This is a genomic window from Frigoribacterium sp. NPDC087798 (assembly GCF_044742985.1).
Classification (GTDB): Bacteria; Actinomycetota; Actinomycetes; order Actinomycetales; family Microbacteriaceae; genus Frigoribacterium.
Map to the genome: position 1 here is coordinate 1,320,677 of NZ_JBIUVP010000001.1, position 17,034 is coordinate 1,337,710.

The following is a 17,034-nucleotide window of genomic DNA, read 5'->3' on the forward strand; positions in this document are numbered from 1 at the left end:
GACACCCATGAGCACCCACAGCACCCCCACCCGCCTGCGCGAGGACGACGTCGACGGCGTCGTCTGGGACGCCGCCCAGGAGGCGCGACTCGCGTCCGCCCCCGCCCGCACCTCGGCCGCGGCCGCGGCCCTGCCCGCCCAGGGTCCCGCCGCCGTCTGACCCGGCGCCCGCGCGATCCGACCGGCTACGGGCGGTCGGCGTCGTCCCGGTCGGCGACACGCTCGTCGGCGTCGTCCCGCTCGTCGACCCCGTCGAGTGGCGCGACCGGAGCCCCGGTCGCCACCGCACCGGCGGTCGCCACCTCGGACGCCGTCCCGGCACCGCGCCTCCCGGCCCGTCCGGCGCCACGACCGTGCGCGGCGCGCTCGGCGGCCTCGAGCTGCTCGGCCTCGTCGCCCGACAGCGCCTCGCCGCGGGACACCATGCCGGCCACGTCGGAGAGTCTGATCTGCGGCAGGAAGAGCGACAGCACGAACGCCACGGCGATGAACGGGATCAGGTAGGCGAAGACCGGCGCCAGCGAGTCGGCGTAGGCCTCGACGACGAGACGACGGATCTGCTCGGGCAGCTGGTTCAGCGTCGCGGGGTCGAGGGTCGCGGTTGCCTGCGAGGCGTCACCGGACGACGCCCCGGCGCCCGTGAAGACGTCCGTGAGGTTCGAGGTGAGCCGGCTGGTGAACAACGCACCGAAGATCGCGACGCCGAGCGCGGCGCCCACCTCGCGGAAGTAGTTGTTCGTGCTGGTCGCCGTGCCCACGTTCTGGGCGTCGACCGAGTTCTGCACCACGAGCACGACGACCTGCATGATCAGGCCGAGGCCCGCACCGAACAGGAAGAGGAACACGCAGATCAGCCAGAGCGGGGTGTCGGCGGTCAGGGTCGTGAACAGCGCCATGGCGATGCCGGTCAGGATCGTGCCGACCACCGGGAAGACCTTGTACTTGCCGGTCCGGGTGATCAGGTTGCCCGACAGGATCGACGTGCCGATCAGGCCGACCATCATCGGCAGCAGCAGCAGGCCCGAGACGGCCGCCGACGCGCCCGACGACATCTGCAGGAAGGTGGGCACGAACGCGATGGCCGAGAACATGCCGATGCCGAGTACGAAGCCGACGGCGGTCGCGAGCACGAACACCTTGTTGCGGAAGAACGACAGCGGGATGATCGGGTCGTCGGCACGCGACTCGACGAGCACGAACAGCGACGCCGCCACCACGACCCCGGCGCCCCAGAGCCAGGTCTCGGGCGCACCCCAGCCGTGGTCGTCCTGACCGCCGAACTCGGTGAAGAAGATCAGGCAGGTGGTCGCCGCCGACAGCAGCACCACGCCGAGCACGTCGATGCGCTTGGTGGCCTTCTTGCTCGGCAGCGTCAGGGCGGCCCAGGTGATGGCGAACGCCGCGATGCCGACGGGGATGTTGATGTAGAACGCCCACTGCCAGGTGAGGTGGTCGACGAAGAAGCCGCCGAGCAGGGGCCCGCCGATGGCGGACAGGCCGAAGACCGCGCCGAGCGGGCCGAGGTACTTGCCGCGCTCGGAGGCGGGCACGATGTCGGCGATGATCGCCTGCGAGAGGATCATCAGACCGCCGCCGCCGAGGCCCTGGATCGCGCGGAACACCACGAACGTCCAGAAGTCGGTGGCGAAGGCGCAGCCGATGCTCGCGAGGGTGAAGATCGCGATCGCGACGAGGAACAGGTTGCGACGGCCGAGGACGTCGCCGAACTTGCCGTAGATCGGCATGACGATCGTCGTGGCGAGCAGGTACGCCGTGGTGATCCAGGCCTGGTGCTCGACGCCGCCGAGCTCGCCGACGATGGTCGGCATGGCCGTCGACACGATCGTCTGGTCGAGGCTCGACAGCAGCATGCCCGAGATGAGGGCGCCGAAGATGATCCAGATGCGTCTCTTCGTCAAGAGGAAGGGCGCGTCGGCCTTCGCTGCGGTGGTGGTCGTCATGGCTGGGTCACAGCGCCTTTCGGTCGTGGTCGGCAGGGTGGGTCGGGGCGGGCGGGGAGGCGGGGCCACGAGGCGCGGCGGCGGCGAAGAGCTCGCGGGCGATCACGAGCTGGTCGGCGAGGACGGCGTCGAAGCGCTCGTCGTCCCGCCCCTCGGCGGAGAAGAACCGTTCGAAGGCCCGCTGGACGAGCCCGGTGAGCAGGGTCACCGCGACGTCGATGCGGGGATCGCCCCCGTCGAGCCCCTCGTGTGCGGCCACGGCCGAGACGACGCGTCGCCGCTGCTCGTCGCCCTGCCGCATCATGGCGCCGAACAGGCGGGGCTCGCGGTCGAGTGCGGCCTTGAAGTGCGCAGCCTGCCCGCGGGTGAGGCCGACGTTCTCGACACGCTCGACGACGAGCGCGCCCAGGTCGTCGAAGACGGTCGACAAGGGCGGGAGGCGCGGGTCGCGTCGCGAGGACGAGTACCCGTCGAGCGCCTCGTCGTCGTCGTCGAGCGCGACGCCGACCACGACGTCGTCCTTCGACGCGAAGTGGTTGAAGAACGTCCGACGCGAGATGCCGACCGAGGCGCAGAGCTCCTCGATGGTGAAGCCGGCGAGTCCGTGCTCGGCCGTCAGGCGCCGGGCGGCAGCGGTCAACTCGACGCGGGTGCGCAGTCGACGCTGGGCCGTCTTGCCGGCGGTCGTGGCCATCGCGCGCCTCCTGGTCTCGTCGCTCTCGTGATCGGCGACGTCGCCGGGGGCCTCGCGGCCGAAGACGATGATTGCACTTTCACGCGAGGAGTGCAATCACGCATCCTGTGGACCCGCCGCCCACCGGGCCGGCTGGGGGCTACGCGGCAGAACCATCCGCGTCCCCTGAGAACGCCGTCACCGGACGTCAGGTGTTGCCTACGCTGAACCGATGAGTGCACCGAGAGCCCGCCGCGTCTGCCTGTCGGTCGCCGGTTTCGCCCTCGTGGCGATCGGCCTGGCCGTCCTGGCGTTCACCTTCGACTGGGACGCCCCCACGATGTTCGGCCTGCCCACCGGGCTCGCCGGCTTCTCGCTGATGATCGCCGGCGCGATCGTCGCCGAGGTCGGTTTCCGCGGGGCGGTCAAGGCGCGGAGGCGCGAGGTCGCGGTCCGTCGGCGCTCGCAGGTCACCGACCTCGAGCGCACCTCGTAGCGGTCGCCGTCAGACGGTGAGCCACTTGATCGCGGGGTAGAGCACCCGGGCGATCTTGCGGGGGCACGGGAACGACGTCTGCGTGCCGTCGCGTTCGTTGAGCGTGATGACCGGCCGATCCGCGACCGTCGAGTAGTCGACGGTCTCGAGGGAACCGGCGGGGATCTCGTGCGTGGTGGGGCGACCGGCGGTGTCACGGAGGACGTAGACGAGACGATCGTCGTGCACCTGCATGCCGTGCTGCGCACCGCCTGCCGTCCACGTCACCGAGAGTCTCACGAGCCGACCCTAGCGGGTCGCCGGGCCGCCGAGGCCCGGGCGTCGTCCCCTGGCTGCCGCCCGACCTCCCGACCAGGAGGCGCGGCGTCGGTCGTCCTCACGGAGTCGCGACCCCGAGGGCGTCGCCCAGGTCGCGGAAGACCGCCTCGGCGACGGGCCGGCGGGACGCGGACAGCGCCTCCTGCACGACTCGCCCGTAGAGGATGCCGGCCTCGTCCACGCCGCTCGACCCCTCGGCGGTGAGCGCCAGGACGAAGCTGCGTCGATCGGTCGGGTGCTGGAGCCGGACGACGAGCCCGGCGGCCTCGAGGCGGTCGGCGAGGGCCGTCATGGCACCCGAGGAAAGCCCCAGGGCTTCGCCGACCTTCTTCGGCGGGGTGTCGCCGTGCACCGAGAGGTGCACCAGGGCGAGGTAGTCCGTGGCGCCGACGCCCATGCCCTTGGCCAACCGGTCGTTGACGGAGGCGATCCGGGACTGCAGGCGTTGCAGCGCGACGAGCACGGCCGTGACGTCGTCGGTCCGCGGCTCGGGGCGGGTGTCGGCACGGGTCTCGGCACGGGGCGCGACGGTCGTCTGCGCGTCGGGGGCGGGGGTCATCGGGTCTCCGGGAGGAATCGGATCGGGTGCGGCGTCCACCTCGGCCCGGGGTTCGGGTCCCGTCCGACGACTGCGCGACACATGTCGCTTATTGAACGAGCAACTCGATCACCAAGTAGTTAGATGATCGTACCATCGGTGGACGGGCCCCGGAAGTCCCCCGGTCACGGGTCGTCCGTCGATGCATCCGGTGCACGATCCGACTCGTGAGGCGAGTAAACTCGCGGCGGACTCGGCGCCAGGGTCCGGCCAACCGGGGTCGACGACGATCCGACGACACGATCGACACCGCAGGAGCAACCCCATGACCGCAGACCCCCGCCCCCACGTCGTCATCGTCGGCGGCGGCTTCGCCGGCATCGCGGCGATGAGGTCCCTCCGAGACGCCGACGTCCGCATCACCCTGATCGACCGCCACGTCTACAACATGTTCCAGCCGCTCATGTACCAGGTCGCCACCGGCGGCCTCAACGCGGGCGACGTCACCTACTTCCTGCGCAGCCTGCGGTCCAAGCAGTCGAACGCCGAGTTCCGCCACGGGTTGCTCACGACGATCCGCGCCGACGAGCGCATCATCACCCTGCGCGACGGCGAGGAGATCGCCTACGACGCCCTGGTCCTCGCCAACGGCGTCAACACCAGCTACTTCGGCACCAAGGGCGCCTACGAGTACGCCTACTCGATGTACTCCCGCTCGCAGGCGCTGCGCATCCGCGACGAGCTCTTCACGCAGCTCGAGAACGCCGCGGCCTCGGTGGGCAGCGGCGAGGTGCGCGTCGTCATCGTCGGTGGCGGTGCCACGGGCGTCGAGATGGCCGGCGCACTGGCCGAACTGCGCGACCAGGCGTTGAAGGACGCCTACCCCGAGATCGACGCGTCGAGCATCACGATCACCCTCGTGCACCGCAGCGGCGAGTTGCTCAAGCCCTTCTCCCCCCGTCTGCGCAAGTACGCCGCCAAGGTGCTGCGCAAGCGCGGCGTCGACCTGCGGCTCGACACGGGTGTCGAAGAGGTCCGTCCCGACGGCGTCGTCGCCGCGGACGGCGAGTTCATCCCGGCCGAGCTCGTCATCTGGGCCACCGGCGTCGCGGCCCACGCCGAGGTCGCCTCGTGGGGTGTGCCGCAGACCCATGGTGGACGCATCCAGGTGAACGACGACCTCACGGTCAAGGGCTTCGACTGCATCTTCGCCGCGGGTGACATCGCCGCCACCGACGACGCCCTCGCTCAGCTCGCCCAGCCGGCGATCCAGGGCGGCGAGCACATCGGCGAACAGATCGTCCGCCTGCTCGCCGGCAAGAAACTCGCGCCGTTCAAGTACCACGACAAGGGCACCATGGCCACGGTGGGCACGAACGCCGCCGTGGTGCAGTTGCCCAACGGCTTCACGCTGACCGGCCCCGTCGCCTGGCTGCTGTGGGTGTTCGTCCACATCACGAGCCTGCTCGGGAACGGCAACCGTCTCTCGACCCTCACGCACTTCTTCGTGCGCTACCTCTGGGCGCTCCGCAAGCGGGCCATCCCCATCGTGGGCGACGTCCGGCCGGTGCGCCCGAACGGCGACCGGGCGCCCGAGAAGTGGCAGACCGAGAAGGCCGAGTAGCGGTCGGCGCCTCCTGACCCGGACGCCGAGAACCCCGTTCACGAAGACGAACCACGATTGATCGGGGTTCTTCTTCGCGAACGGGGTTCTTCTCGGTGATCGGCTACGTGCCCGATCGGTCGAGCGGGGGTGTTACTCGGTGGCGGCGGTGATCTTCGCGACGCCGACGAGCATCTCGTCCTGGACGGCGTCGGTCTTGAAGGTCTGGTTCAGCAGCGACGCGGCGTCGGGGCTGATGTGCACCGTGGTGCCCTCGAGGACGGCGTTCGAGCCCTCCATCTGGATCGGCTTGAGCGTGCCACCGTAGAGGTTGAAGAGGTAGGCGTCCTCGGCGGCGACGGTGCCGTTGGCGGTCACGGTGCCGTAGAGCTTCGACTCGCCCGGGTCGATGCGGAAGTCGGTCAGTTCGACGACGGTGCCGTCGGCCGAGGTCAGCGACAGGCCGGAGCCGTCGTGGTCGATCTCGCCCTGGACGTAAGGTCGCACGTCGCTGTCGGGGCCGTAGTAGTCGACGTTTCCGCCCGTGATCGGGAAGGCGAACGTGCCGTCGGTGAAGGTCGCGGTGCCGACGACGCCGGGGGTCAGGCCGAGCGAGGTGATCGCGTCGACGAAGGACGCGTCCACGGCGACCTGCGTGTCGACGCCGTTGCTGAGGTCGGCGATCGACGCGGCGGGCGTCGACGCGGCGCTGGGCTCGGAGGACGACGAGCTCGACGAGGAGGACGTGTCGGTCGAGGTACCGGAGTCCATCGAGCACGCGGCGAGGGAGAAGATCAGGGCGCCCGAGGCGACGAGGCCGAGGGTGGTCTTGGTGATGTTCTTGCGAGTGAAAGCGTTCATGGTGAAGCTCCTTGTCAGTTGGTCCCGGTGGGGATGTACTGGGTTCGCCACCGGGCCCGAAAAGGATTGGAACGCATCATCTTCGTTACCCGGCCGTGACCTCCACCGCCTCGTCGGCACCGGCGACCGGACCCGGGGATCGTCGCGCGCGGGCCACCGCGAGCCCGCGTTGCGAGCTCCAGAAGTCGCGGACCGTCTCGCGGAGTTCGGACGCGCCGACGTCCGCTCCGAAGGCCAGCGACCCCGGCTCGAGGGCGATGCCGTCGGCCAGGGTCGGCAGGGCGACGGGGTCGAAGCCGATGGCGTCCACGAGGTCCGCGACGACGTCGAGTGCCTCTCGGTCGTCCGACGCCAGGGCGATCGCGCTCCGCTCGGGATGACCGGCGGGCAGGGCTCCCTCGTCGAGGTCGTGGTACCCCATGTGGTTGAAGCCCTTCACGACGCGTGACGCGGGCAGGTGCTGCCGGACGAGCTCGCTCGTCGAGGTCCGGACGTCCGAGAGGTCGTCGCGCAGGCCGTCGGTCTCCCACCAGTAGTTCATGGCGTCGACGACGACCTTGCCCGCGAGTGCGTCGACCGGCACCGAGTCGAGCTTGCCGAGCGGCAGGGCCAGGACGACGATGTCGGCCTCCCGTGCCGCGTCGGCCGACCAGACCGCGCGGGCCCCGGGGGCGATCACGTCGACGATGAGGCGGATGCGGGCAGGGTCCCCCGAGCCGGAGAGGAGGACGGGGTGGCCGGCGGCGTGGACGAGGCGGGCGAGGACGGTGCCGACCTTGCCCGCGCCGAGGATGCCGATGGTGGGTGCGGACGTCATGTGTCGTGCAACGCACGAGGGCATCCGACGATTCCGGACGCGGCGATGCACCGCAGGCCCCTGAACCAGGCCTGCGGTGCACCGTCGGTGTGGAGTCGCTCAGGAGCGAGCGACGGAGGTGACCGTCAGGCGCGGGCCGTCCGGCGGCGGGCCGCCACGAGCAGGCCGAGCCCGGCGAGCAGCGCCAGCAGCCCGCCCACGAGCGGGCCCGACGCGTCACCACCGGTGAAGGCCAGCGACGAGTCGGCGGCGAGGGCCGAGGAGGCGCTGGTCCCCGAGGCGAGGACGCTGCGGTCGGCCGCTGCGGCGGTCATGAGCACGGTGCCGGTGGTGCCGGTCGTGCCGTCGACGCCGGGGGTGCCGTCGGTGCCGGGCGTGGTGGTGCCGCCGTCACCCGGGGTGGCGGGCGTCGTCGGGTCGGTCGGCTCGAACGGCTCGGCCGGGTCGACGGGGATCGTCGGGTCGGTCGGGTCGGTCGGGTCGGTCGGGTCGGTCGGGTCGGTCGGGTCGGTCGGCGTGGTGGGCGTGGTCGGCGTGGTGCCGGTCGTCCCCTCCGTGGTGTCGCTGTCGCCGATCACCGAGACGGCGTTGCCGCCCACGGTCACGGGCAGCCCCACGGACGGCAGGACCTGCGTGCCCCCGAGGATTCCGTCGTCACCGCTCGTGGTGCCACCGGTCGAACCCGTACCGGTACCGGTGGTGCCGGTGCCCGTCGTGGTGCCCGTGCTGCTGCTGTCACCGATCACCGAGACGGCGTTGCCGCCCACGGTCACGGGCAGCCCCACCGACGGCAGGACCTGCGTGCCCCCGAGGATGCCCTCGTCACCACTCGTGGTGCCACCGGTGGCGCCCGTACCGGTGCCGGTGGTGCCGGTGCCCGTCGTGGTGCCCGTGCTGCTGCTGTCACCGACCACCGAGACGGCGTTGCCGCCCACGGTCACGGGCAGCCCTACCGACGGCACGACCTGCGTGCCCCCGAGGATGCCCTCGTCACCACTCGTGGTGCCACCGGTGGCGCCCGTACCGGTGCCGGTGGTGCCGGTGCCGGTGGTGCCGGTGCCCGTCGTGGTGCCCGTGCTGCTGCTGCCGCCGACCACCGAGACGGCGTTGCCGCCCGCGGTCACGGGCAGCCCCACCGACGGCACGACCTGCGTGCCCCCGAGGATGCCCTCGTCACCACTCGTGGTGCCACCGGTCGAACCCGAACCGGTGTCGGTGGTGCCGGTGCCGGTGCCGGTGCCCGTCGTGGTGCCCGTGCTGCTGCTGTCACCGACCACCGACACGGCGTTGCCGCCGATCGCGACCGGGGTGGTCACCGTCGGGATCACCTGCGTACCCCCGGCGACGGAGTCGTCACCGCTGGTGGCGGCGCCACCCGTGGTCGGACCCGTGCCGGTGGTGCCGGTGCCGGAACTCGCGGCCGGAGCCGTGGTCGAGCCGGTGCTGCTGCTGTCGCCGACCACCGAGACGGCGTTGCCGCCCACGGTCACGGGCAGCCCCACCGACGGCACGACCTGCGTGCCCCCGAGGATGCCGTCGTCACCACTGGTGGTGCCGGTGGCCGAGCCGGTGGGGCCGGCGCCGGTCGCGCCTCCTGCGGGGGTGCCGGTCGTGGTGCCGGTGCTCGACGAGTCGCCCAGCACCGAGATCGCGTTGCCGCCGACCGTGACCGGCAGGGTCACGTCGACGAGAGCCTGGGTGCCCGAGCCGATCGCGTCATCGCCCGACGTGGCGGCAGGTGCCGCCGGTGCCGGTGCCGGCGCCGGTGCCGCGGGGGCCGCGGCCTGGACGGGAGCGGCCGTGCCGGCCGAGTCGCCCAGCACCGAGACCGCGTTGCCACCGACGCTGACCGGCACGTCGATCGAGACGATGCCCTGGCTGCCCGAGAGCACGCCCGAGTCTCCGCTCGTCGTCGTGACGGGTGCGGCGGGCGCGGCGGGTGCGACGGCCGGAGCGGCGGGTGCCGCAGCCGGGGCGGCAGGCGCCGCAGGGGCCGGCGCGGTGCTGCTCGAGTCGCCGAGGACGCTGACCGCGTTGCCGAGCGCCGAGACCGGAGCCTCGACGACGGCGCCGACCTGGGTGCCCGAGAGCAGCCCGTCGTCACCGGTGGTGGTCGCCGCGTTCGCGGCGGTGGTTCCGAGGGCCCAGATGCCCCCGATGAAGAGCGCTCCCATGAGCCCTCTCGAGACGTACGTGTTCATGGTCTTCTCCAAGAGATGAGGTGTGTGGTGCCGCGGAGTCGCGGCGGGGTCGCTGATGTCGCCGGCAGCCGGGAGGCTGCAGGGGCGACGCGACCGGCCTCAGTCGGGGGAAGAGTCGGTGTCGTACGCAGGCGTCGACGGGAGGTCGTCGTCGCCGTCCGCGGACCCCGCCGAGACGGCGAGTCCGGGAAGCAGGGAGGCGCGGGTCGCGTCGAGCGCGACGGCACCGCCGGCCGCTCCGCCGCCCGAGGCCTGACCGTTCGCGCCTCCGCCGGTGCCCGAGGGCAGGGCGGGCGTGCCGTGGTCGTCACCGGCAGGAAGCGGTGCGGGGCCGGGGGTGGGCGCCAGGGGTGCGCTGGTCGTGTCGGCCGACGAGGACGGACCCGAGGCGATCTGCGCCCGCAGGATGCCGACCGCGTCGGTCGATGCGGTCGTGCCGGACACGTCGGACGCGTCGGCCACCGAGGCGACCGCGAGCTCGTCCGTGGCGACGGCTCCGAGGCCGTCGGCTCCGTCGACGTCCGCGTCCGCCCCGGCGGGCACGTCACCCGCGGGGACCGTGACGCCCGGTCGGGGCGTGACGCCCCCGGGCACGACCGGCGGGACCACGGGGGTGGCGGGGGCCGCGGCCGAGTCGCCGACGGCGGTCAGACCCTCGTCGACGACGCCGGTCAGCGGATCGGTCACGGTCGAGACGGGTGCCGGGCCGGTGACGGCAGGCACCACGGGGACGGCCGCGACGACCTGGTCCACGGTCTGCGCGACGGGCGCGACGACCGACGAGACCGGTGCGGCGGCTGCGACCTGCTGCACGACCTGGGGCACCACGGGGGCCGCGGCCTGCACGACCTGCTGCACCGTGGGTGCGACGGCCGTGGCCTGGACGGCGACGCCCGTGACCTGTGACACCGCGCCTCCTGCGGTCTGACCGACGGCGGCCACGGGGGCGTCGAGCGATCCGGCGACCTGGCCGACGGCCGAGGTGACGCCGCCGAGGAGGGAGGACGAGGCCTCGTCGGCCGAGGCCGACGGGGACGAGAAGGCGAGTCCCAGACCGACCATGCCGATCGCGGCGAGACCCGAGAAGCCGAGGAGGCGCACGAGACGGAGCGGGGCGGGTCGCCTCGTCGTCGTCTCGGCCGTCTGATCCACGGCGTACCTTCTTCGGTCGCATCTCACCGGGGTGGTGGGTCCCGGCGTCGGGGTCGTGCCCCTCATCGCGCTGGTGAGACGCGATGTGCCATCTTTTCTACGCCGACGACGCCGGATTGTCCATGAGCCTGTCTCAGATGTACCCCGATCGCCTCGACGACGCGTCGGCGAGGGACGGCTCAGACCAGCTCGAGGTCCCAGGAGGGCGGCACGTAGACGGAGCCCCACCCGGCGCGCAGGCGCGTGATCGCCCGGTCGAACGACTCCACGACGTCCATGTCACGTCGGACCATGGACTGCAGCTGCAGTCCCTCGTACAGGGCGATCAACTGCTCTGCACCCCTGGCCGGCTGCATCGTGTCGGGCTCGCGCCCGAGCTCGACGTCCTGCGCGAGCGAGCTGTGGATCAACCGGTAGAACTGCTGCCACTGGTCGTGCAACAGCGGCGCCAGCGGGTGGCCCGGGGTCGCCGCGACGTTGACGGTGGCACTGAGCAGGCGCATCAACGCGGGTTCGGCGGCGTTCGCGGCGACGATCGCGCGCAGCAGGGCGATCGTGCCGTGCGTCCGGGCGAGGGGGAGCAGCGGCCGGGTGCGGCGGCCGACCCAGAGGTCGACGGTCGCCAGGACCAGGCCGTTCCAGTGGGTGAACTCGTCGCTCACGGTCTTGACGGGCAGATCGGCGGCTCGGGCGACCAACTCGAACGACGCCTCGTGGAAGGCGTGCTCGGTGAAGACGCGCATGGCCGCCTCGACGATGGCGATGCGTCGCTCGACGGCGGCGGACGGGGCTCCGAACGGGGTGGCGGGGGTGGTCGTCGTGGCCGTCGGGGCGTCCGACGACTCGGGGTGGGTCTCGTGGATCACGCATCGACGTTACGGACCGCACGGCGCACGAGTCGACGCCCAGTCCGGGGTACACGGGTGCCGCTGCGTCGGTCGCGTCGCCGGATGACGCGTCAAGGATTGAGTTCTCAGGGAGACCCGCGTATACCTCAGGTAACGGGGAACGCCCGCACGAACCGATCACGTGTGTCCAGGTGCCTCCTCTTCCCAGTCAGGTGGCGCCATGCCCCGTTCGACGTCCCCTTCCCTCCTCGCCCGCTCGGGGCTCGTCCTCGGCGTCGCCGCCGCCCTCACGGTGGCCTCGGCCCTCCCCGCGAGCGCCGCGAACGTCATCGACGGCCCCGTCGACCTCGGGTCGGCCCGCAGCTACGCCGTGCTCGCCGCCTCGACGGTCACCAACACCGGCCCCAGCGTGGTGAACGGCGACGTCGGCCTCAGCCCCGGCTCCTCGGTCACCGGGTTCGACGCCGGTGGCCCCGGCGTGATCGTCGGGGGCGTGCAGCACGTGGCCGACGAACCCGCGCGGCTCGCGCAGCAGGACCTCACCTCGGCCTACGACGTGGCCGCAGCCCTCACCCCGCAGGAGAGCAACGTCGTCGACCTGGCCGGTCGGTCGCTGTCGCCCGGCGTCTACTCGGGGGACGCGGTGCAGCTCACCGAGAACGGCAGCCTCGCGTTCGCCGGTTCCGATCGGTCGGTCTGGGTCATCCAGGCCGCGAGCACCCTGACCATCGGCGCGAACACGACCATGACCTTCTCCCAGGGCGCCAGCGCGTGCAACGTCTTCTGGCAGGTCGGCAGCTCGGCCACCCTCCTCGCCGACGCGGACTTCCGCGGGACCATCCTCGCGCAGGAGTCCATCACCGCGACCACGGGTGCGACCGTCGTCGGACGACTCCTCGCCCGCACCGGCGCCGTGACGCTCGACACCAACACCCTCACCGTGCCCGCGGCCTGCCCCACGGTCGGCACGCCGTCCGAGACCGTCGCCCCGACCATCACGTCGGGCAGCCCGACGACGGCGACCGAGGGCACCCCGTACTCGTTCACCGTCACGGCGACCGGTGCCCCGGCCCCGACCTTCACCGTCACCACCGGCACCCTGCCGGCCGGCCTCACGCTGAACGGCACCACCGGCGAGATCTCGGGCACCCCGACCACCCCCGGCGACACCACCGTCACCATCACGGCCGACAACGGCACGACGCCGCCCGACACCGCGGACTACACGATCACGGTCACCCCGGCCGACGTCGTCACGCCGCCCCCGGGCGACGGCGGCACCCCTCCCGGCACCGTGACTCCCCCCGGCGCGACCACGCCTCCCGGGACGACCACGCCGCCCGGGACGACCACGCCGTCGACCCCGGCCGTCCCCGTCTCCGACCGGAACGGCACCGGCCCTCGCGGCGACCTCGCCTACACGGGTGCGGACACCACGCTGCCGGTGATCGGTGCCGGCCTGGTCCTGCTCCTCGGTGCCGCCCTCGTCACCGTCACGGCCATCCGACGCCGCCGCCTCGCCCGCTCCTGACCGACGGGTCCACCGGCGGCGCCTCGCTCGACCGACCCGCGCCTCCTGACCGAGGCACCGGGCCCGGGTCCCCGGGCCCGGGTCCCCGGACGCCGGTCGACGGACGCCGGTCGACGCTCACCGGCCGGCCGCGTACCTCGCGCTCACCTCGGCCGCCGTCGAGGCGACGTCGAGGACCGTCGTGTCGTCGAGGTCGCCCCGGAAGTGCTTGCTGGTCGGCGGCGAGGGCCAGGGCGCGTTCACCGCGTCGTAGCCGATCCGCCAGTAGCCGCGGGCGTTCTCGGCCGCCGCCTGGGACGACGACCCGACCGGCGCGCCGTCCACGTAGAGCGTCATGCCCGAGGCGTCCAGGGTCGCCGTCGCGAGGTGCCATGCACCGTCGGTGTACGTCGACGGGCTCTGCAGGGTGAAGTACCCGCCGCTGTAGACGCCGAAGATCAGCGTGCCCCGGTCTGTCAGGTAGAGGTGACGGTCGTACTGTCCCGACGCGCCCGCCTGGCTGTTCCCGAAGCCGATCAGCTTGCCGCCCGTCGTCGTGGTCGTGCGGAACCAGGTCTCGACGGTGAAGACCTGGGGGCCGTCGATGTTCAGCCCCGTCGTGACCTGACCGTCCACGCCGTCGAGCCTCAGGAACGGGCCGTCACCGGGGGCGCACGTGCCGCCCGTGATCGTGGCCCCGGGGGTGAGGGTGCCCGGTCGTCCGTTGCCGCTGCTGTCGCGCGCGGTCGTGCCGACCCCGTCGTTGAACTGGTAGGCGAATCGCGCCTGCGCAGCGACCGGGCGGTCGAGGCAGGCGAACCGCGAGGTGGCGAGCACGCTCGAGGTCGAGGTCGTGGCCGAGAACGCCGCGTGGCTCGAGCCGACGACGAGGAAGAGCACGGCCACCCCGGCCACCACGGTGAGGGCGACGCCCGAGACCCGGGCCGCGCGCGACCGCCCCGACGGCTGCGTGGGCGCACGGTGACGGGACGGGGCGAGGGGGTCGACGACGTCCTCGCTGGTCGGCTCGAGCCGCGTCGCCGCGAGCAGGAGCAGCACGACGAGGGACACGACGAGCACGCCCACGACGCGGTCGCCGCCGTGCCAGAGCATCGGCGACCCGATGGACGGCACGAGCAGGACCCCGACGCCGTGCACGGCCTCGGCGGCGACGGGGCTCGAGTCGACCTCGGCGTTCGCGTCGCCCTTGAGTCGCAACGACCCGTCGTCGGTCGTGTCGACCAGACGGTGCAGCCGCAGCTCCCCGGCCCGGTCCGGATCGTCGACGAGCAGCACCTGCCCCGCGTCGAGGTCGGTCGTGTCGACGGGCATCGCCACGACCACGTCCCCGGTGGCGATCGCGGGCGACATCGACCCCGTGACCACGGTCGTGGGCGACCAGCCCCAGAGGGCCGGGACGGCCGCCCAGAGCAGGAGGCACACGGCCGTCGTCAGGACGACCCGCGCGATCGTCGCCAGGCACAGCGCACCCCAGAACGACAGGTCGGAGCGGACCTGCGGGGTGGTGGCGGCGGGGGCCGCGAGGGTCGTCATGTCGGCGTGTTCCGGCTCGGGCGTCGTCTCCCGCGTCAGCGGGTCTGGGCCTCCCAGGTGAAGGCGATCGCCGCGCGCGAGTCCTGACCGGTGTTCGGCGTCGACTGGCTGAGCGCGTACGTGAACTTGAACGAGCGCGACTCGGCGGCCGTCCCGTCCGGTGACCAGGTCGGGGCGCCGGTGGCGTAGCCGGTCCGCTGGCTCGCGAAGTCGGCGAGGGTGCCCGAGAAGACCTGCGCACCCTGGCTCGCCGGGGTGAAGCCGTCACACGAGGCGCTGGACGCGCCCGACCCCTGTTGGATCGTCAGGTCGAGGAAGGACGAGAGCGAGTTGGTCGTGGTCGCCGCGGTGCCGTAGAGCCGGACCGACGAGGGCAGGCTGCCCGTCGAGGTGACCGTGATGCACCTCGTGCCGGTGTCACCGGGCATCAGGCCCGAGGCCGAGAACAGGGCGACGTCGGAATCGTCGTCCGTGAGCTGCACGGTGCCGGTCGACCAGTTGCTCGTCGGGTTCGAGGTGGTGGCCGAGAAGGCCGAGTACGACGCCGTCGAGATGATGGCGCCGGAGGCGATGACGGCGACGGGCACGGCGGCCCAGCGGGCACGGCGGGTCCAGCGGGCGCGGCGGAGCGATCGGGACATGTCGGGGAGTCCTTCGGGTGGGGGGCGCCGAGGCCCCCGTGGTGCCTGTCGGGAGGGGGCTGTGACGTCTCGGCACGGTGCCGATGGGGCGACGGTACCGAGGGATCGTCGACTCGGTAAGGGGCGTCGTGTCCCCAGTCAGGGGGAACCCCCTGTACCCCGCCGGGGCGCACCGGCCGGAGGTCAGCGTCCGCGGCCGGCCAGCAGCGCGTGCAGCAGGGGCACCGCCGAGGTGGCCATGAGCACCGTGCCGACCACGTCGTCCCCGCTTCGCAGGACGGCCCCCGCGATCAGCAGGGCGGCGAAGAGCACGGCCGAGACCACCCGCCGGGCGGTCCGCTCGATGCGGGTCAACTGGCGCTCGATCCGGGGGCTGCCCACCTCGAGCGTGCCGTCCTCGAGGCGCGTGACGAGGTGGTCGAGTCGGCCGGGCAGACGCACGGCCACCGTGGCGGCGTCGAGGGTGCGGCGCGTGACGTCCTGCACCGCGTTGCCTCGTTCGTCGCGGATCAGCCGGGCCGCGTAGGGCTCGACCGAGTCCCACAGGTTGAACGCCGGGTCGAGCGCGCTGGCGACCCCCGAGGTCAGCGTCATCGCCCGCAGCACGAGCAGGAAGTCCTCGGGCAGCTGGAACGGCAGCGACCGGATGAGGTCGCCGAACTGCCCGGCGAACTCGCGGTACTCCCGCGGGTCGACCTGCCGGAGTTCGGCGAACCCCATGCCGCCGAACCGGGCGAAGGTGGCGGTCACGGCCCGCTCGAGCCCGAGCGTGTCGGCGCTCGGCAACAGGACGCCGAGGTCGCGCATGGCGTTCACCATGCCCGAACCGTCACGCGAGGCCGCCGCGATCAGCAGCTTGCGCAAGCCCGTCCGGGTGCCCGTCGGCACCTCGCCCATCATGCCGAAGTCGATGAAGGTGAGCTTCCACGGTCGCTGGCCGTCGACCGCGTCGGGCACGGGCGTGACGAAGATGTTGCCGGGATGCGGGTCGGCGTGGAAGAACCCGTGGGTGAAGAGCTGGTCGAACATCACCGCGGCGAAGACGGGGGCGACCTCGGCGGGGTCGATGCCGGCGGCGGCCAGCGCGTCGACGTCGGTGATCTTGATGGCCGAGACGTCGTCCAGCACGAGGACGCGACGCGTGGTGCGCTCCCACACGACGTCGGGCACGCTCACCCGGTCGTCGTCGGCGAAGTCGGCGGCGAAGCGGGCCGAGTTGGCGGCCTCGTTGAGGTAGTCGATCTCTTCGAGGCTGGTGCGCGCGAACTCCTCGACGAGGGCGGGGGCGTCGACCCGGTCCGACACCAGCCGGACGTGGCTGAGCCAGCCGCCGACGCGGCGGAGTGCGGCGAGGTCGACGTCGACCACGGCGTCGATGCCGGGCCGCTGCACCTTGAGCACGACGTCCGTGAGGCCCGTGTCGGCCGCGTCGACGGGCCCGAGCGTCGCCCGGTGCGCCTGGCCGAGCGAGGCGGCGGCGATGGGCGACTCGGCGACGGTGGCGAAGACCTGCCCGAGGGGTCGGCCCAGCTCGGCCTCGGCCAGGGCGCGGATGCCCGGGAAGGGCACGGGCGTGACCTCGTCCTGCAGCCCCTCGAGCTCTTTGGTGATCTCGGGCGGCAGCACGTCGAGGCGGGACGACAGGTACTGGCCGACCTTGATCATCAGACCGCCGAGGTCGAGGGCCAGTGCGTGGAAGCCCCGGGCGAAGCGCCGCATGCGTCGCGGACGCGTGCGCTCCGCGAGCCGCCGCAGGCCGAAGCGGGGTAGGACGAGTTCGAACCACCAGGTGACGGCGAGGTGCCGCGACGCGAACCGCAGGATGCGACGGTAGCGCGCGCGACCGGCTCGGTCACGCACC

The 17,034-nt window shown here is 72.5% G+C and carries 16 protein-coding genes; 4 read left to right on the plus strand and 12 right to left on the minus strand.

Going from position 1 to position 17,034, the window contains the following annotated elements:
* Positions 1-7 precede the first annotated feature (7 nt).
* Positions 8-160, plus strand: coding sequence for a hypothetical protein (locus ACIOSR_RS06190; protein ID WP_157485397.1), 153 nt, complete (start codon positions 8-10; stop codon positions 158-160).
* A 25-nt stretch (positions 161-185) separates the two neighbouring features.
* Here the strand turns inward: ACIOSR_RS06190 and ACIOSR_RS06195 are convergent, their stop codons facing one another.
* Both ACIOSR_RS06195 and ACIOSR_RS06200 read right to left on the minus strand, forming a co-directional pair.
* Complete coding sequence (locus ACIOSR_RS06195; protein ID WP_402752115.1) at positions 186-1,961, minus strand: MDR family MFS transporter; 1,776 nt, start codon at positions 1,959-1,961, stop codon at positions 186-188.
* Between the two features lie 7 nt (positions 1,962-1,968).
* Positions 1,969-2,655 carry a TetR/AcrR family transcriptional regulator gene (locus tag ACIOSR_RS06200; RefSeq protein WP_267658880.1) on the minus strand — a complete coding sequence of 229 codons (687 nt, stop codon included), beginning with the start codon at positions 2,653-2,655 and terminating at the stop codon, positions 1,969-1,971.
* A gap of 211 nt (positions 2,656-2,866) precedes the next feature.
* On the opposite strand from ACIOSR_RS06200, the gene ACIOSR_RS06205 reads away from it, so the two are divergent.
* On the plus strand, positions 2,867-3,130 hold the full coding sequence (locus tag ACIOSR_RS06205) for a hypothetical protein (protein WP_159825456.1): 264 nt from the start codon (positions 2,867-2,869) through the stop codon (positions 3,128-3,130).
* Positions 3,131-3,139: 9 nt separating this feature from the next.
* Here the strand turns inward: ACIOSR_RS06205 and ACIOSR_RS06210 are convergent, their stop codons facing one another.
* A complete protein-coding gene (locus ACIOSR_RS06210) occupies positions 3,140-3,409 on the minus strand; it encodes a hypothetical protein (protein ID WP_137848061.1) in 270 nt (89 codons plus the stop codon).
* Between the two features lie 97 nt (positions 3,410-3,506).
* Positions 3,507-4,007 carry a MarR family winged helix-turn-helix transcriptional regulator gene (locus ACIOSR_RS06215; RefSeq protein ID WP_173151792.1) on the minus strand — a complete coding sequence of 167 codons (501 nt, stop codon included), beginning with the start codon at positions 4,005-4,007 and terminating at the stop codon, positions 3,507-3,509.
* A 304-nt stretch (positions 4,008-4,311) separates the two neighbouring features.
* Between ACIOSR_RS06215 and ACIOSR_RS06220 the strand changes: the two genes are divergently transcribed.
* Complete coding sequence (locus ACIOSR_RS06220) at positions 4,312-5,610, plus strand: NAD(P)/FAD-dependent oxidoreductase (protein ID WP_056047096.1); 1,299 nt, start codon at positions 4,312-4,314, stop codon at positions 5,608-5,610.
* A 132-nt stretch (positions 5,611-5,742) separates the two neighbouring features.
* Here the strand turns inward: ACIOSR_RS06220 and ACIOSR_RS06225 are convergent, their stop codons facing one another.
* The 5 genes from ACIOSR_RS06225 to ACIOSR_RS06245 all read right to left on the minus strand — a co-directional run bounded on the left by ACIOSR_RS06225 (position 5,743) and on the right by ACIOSR_RS06245 (position 11,486).
* Positions 5,743-6,450: a hypothetical protein gene (locus tag ACIOSR_RS06225; RefSeq protein WP_402752116.1), complete on the minus strand. Its 708-nt coding sequence runs from the start codon at positions 6,448-6,450 to the stop codon at positions 5,743-5,745.
* A gap of 85 nt (positions 6,451-6,535) precedes the next feature.
* On the minus strand, positions 6,536-7,318 hold the full coding sequence (locus ACIOSR_RS06230) for an NADPH-dependent F420 reductase (RefSeq protein WP_371740381.1): 783 nt from the start codon (positions 7,316-7,318) through the stop codon (positions 6,536-6,538).
* 74 nt (positions 7,319-7,392) lie between these two features.
* On the minus strand, positions 7,393-9,468 hold the full coding sequence (locus ACIOSR_RS06235; RefSeq protein ID WP_402752117.1) for a hypothetical protein: 2,076 nt from the start codon (positions 9,466-9,468) through the stop codon (positions 7,393-7,395).
* A gap of 99 nt (positions 9,469-9,567) precedes the next feature.
* Positions 9,568-10,620, minus strand: a complete 1,053-nt coding sequence (locus tag ACIOSR_RS06240; protein WP_402752118.1) for a hypothetical protein — start codon at positions 10,618-10,620, stop codon at positions 9,568-9,570.
* Positions 10,621-10,799: 179 nt separating this feature from the next.
* Positions 10,800-11,486 carry a TetR/AcrR family transcriptional regulator gene (locus tag ACIOSR_RS06245; RefSeq protein WP_056047111.1) on the minus strand — a complete coding sequence of 229 codons (687 nt, stop codon included), beginning with the start codon at positions 11,484-11,486 and terminating at the stop codon, positions 10,800-10,802.
* Positions 11,487-11,688: 202 nt separating this feature from the next.
* On the opposite strand from ACIOSR_RS06245, the gene ACIOSR_RS06250 reads away from it, so the two are divergent.
* Positions 11,689-12,999, plus strand: a complete 1,311-nt coding sequence (locus ACIOSR_RS06250; RefSeq protein WP_402752119.1) for an ice-binding family protein — start codon at positions 11,689-11,691, stop codon at positions 12,997-12,999.
* A gap of 117 nt (positions 13,000-13,116) precedes the next feature.
* On the opposite strand, the gene ACIOSR_RS06255 is transcribed toward ACIOSR_RS06250, so the two are convergent.
* The 3 genes from ACIOSR_RS06255 to ACIOSR_RS06265 form a co-directional block, all read right to left on the minus strand.
* On the minus strand, positions 13,117-14,532 hold the full coding sequence (locus ACIOSR_RS06255) for a LamG-like jellyroll fold domain-containing protein (protein WP_402752120.1): 1,416 nt from the start codon (positions 14,530-14,532) through the stop codon (positions 13,117-13,119).
* A 35-nt stretch (positions 14,533-14,567) separates the two neighbouring features.
* The gene (locus ACIOSR_RS06260; protein WP_056047117.1) at positions 14,568-15,173 is read right to left on the minus strand and encodes a hypothetical protein; all 606 of its coding nucleotides are present in this window, start codon (positions 15,171-15,173) and stop codon (positions 14,568-14,570) included.
* 183 nt (positions 15,174-15,356) lie between these two features.
* Positions 15,357-17,033 carry an ABC1 kinase family protein gene (locus ACIOSR_RS06265; protein ID WP_402752121.1) on the minus strand — a complete coding sequence of 559 codons (1,677 nt, stop codon included), beginning with the start codon at positions 17,031-17,033 and terminating at the stop codon, positions 15,357-15,359.
* Position 17,034 lies beyond the last annotated feature (1 nt).

Bases quoted from the DNA above. Each gene is read 5' to 3' on its own strand.
- ACIOSR_RS06190 (WP_157485397.1), top strand. From the start codon at position 8: ATGAGCACCCACAGCACCCCCACCCGCCTGCGCGAGGACGACGTCGAC.
- ACIOSR_RS06195 (WP_402752115.1), bottom strand. From the start codon at position 1,961: ATGACGACCACCACCGCAGCGAAGGCCGACGCGCCCTTCCTCTTGACG.
- ACIOSR_RS06200 (WP_267658880.1), bottom strand. From the start codon at position 2,655: ATGGCCACGACCGCCGGCAAGACGGCCCAGCGTCGACTGCGCACCCGC.
- ACIOSR_RS06205 (WP_159825456.1), top strand. From the start codon at position 2,867: ATGAGTGCACCGAGAGCCCGCCGCGTCTGCCTGTCGGTCGCCGGTTTC.
- ACIOSR_RS06215 (WP_173151792.1), bottom strand. From the start codon at position 4,007: ATGACCCCCGCCCCCGACGCGCAGACGACCGTCGCGCCCCGTGCCGAG.
- ACIOSR_RS06220 (WP_056047096.1), top strand. From the start codon at position 4,312: ATGACCGCAGACCCCCGCCCCCACGTCGTCATCGTCGGCGGCGGCTTC.
- ACIOSR_RS06225 (WP_402752116.1), bottom strand. From the start codon at position 6,450: ATGAACGCTTTCACTCGCAAGAACATCACCAAGACCACCCTCGGCCTC.
- ACIOSR_RS06235 (WP_402752117.1), bottom strand. From the start codon at position 9,468: ATGAACACGTACGTCTCGAGAGGGCTCATGGGAGCGCTCTTCATCGGG.
- ACIOSR_RS06250 (WP_402752119.1), top strand. From the start codon at position 11,689: ATGCCCCGTTCGACGTCCCCTTCCCTCCTCGCCCGCTCGGGGCTCGTC.
- ACIOSR_RS06255 (WP_402752120.1), bottom strand. From the start codon at position 14,532: ATGACGACCCTCGCGGCCCCCGCCGCCACCACCCCGCAGGTCCGCTCC.
- ACIOSR_RS06260 (WP_056047117.1), bottom strand. From the start codon at position 15,173: ATGTCCCGATCGCTCCGCCGCGCCCGCTGGACCCGCCGTGCCCGCTGG.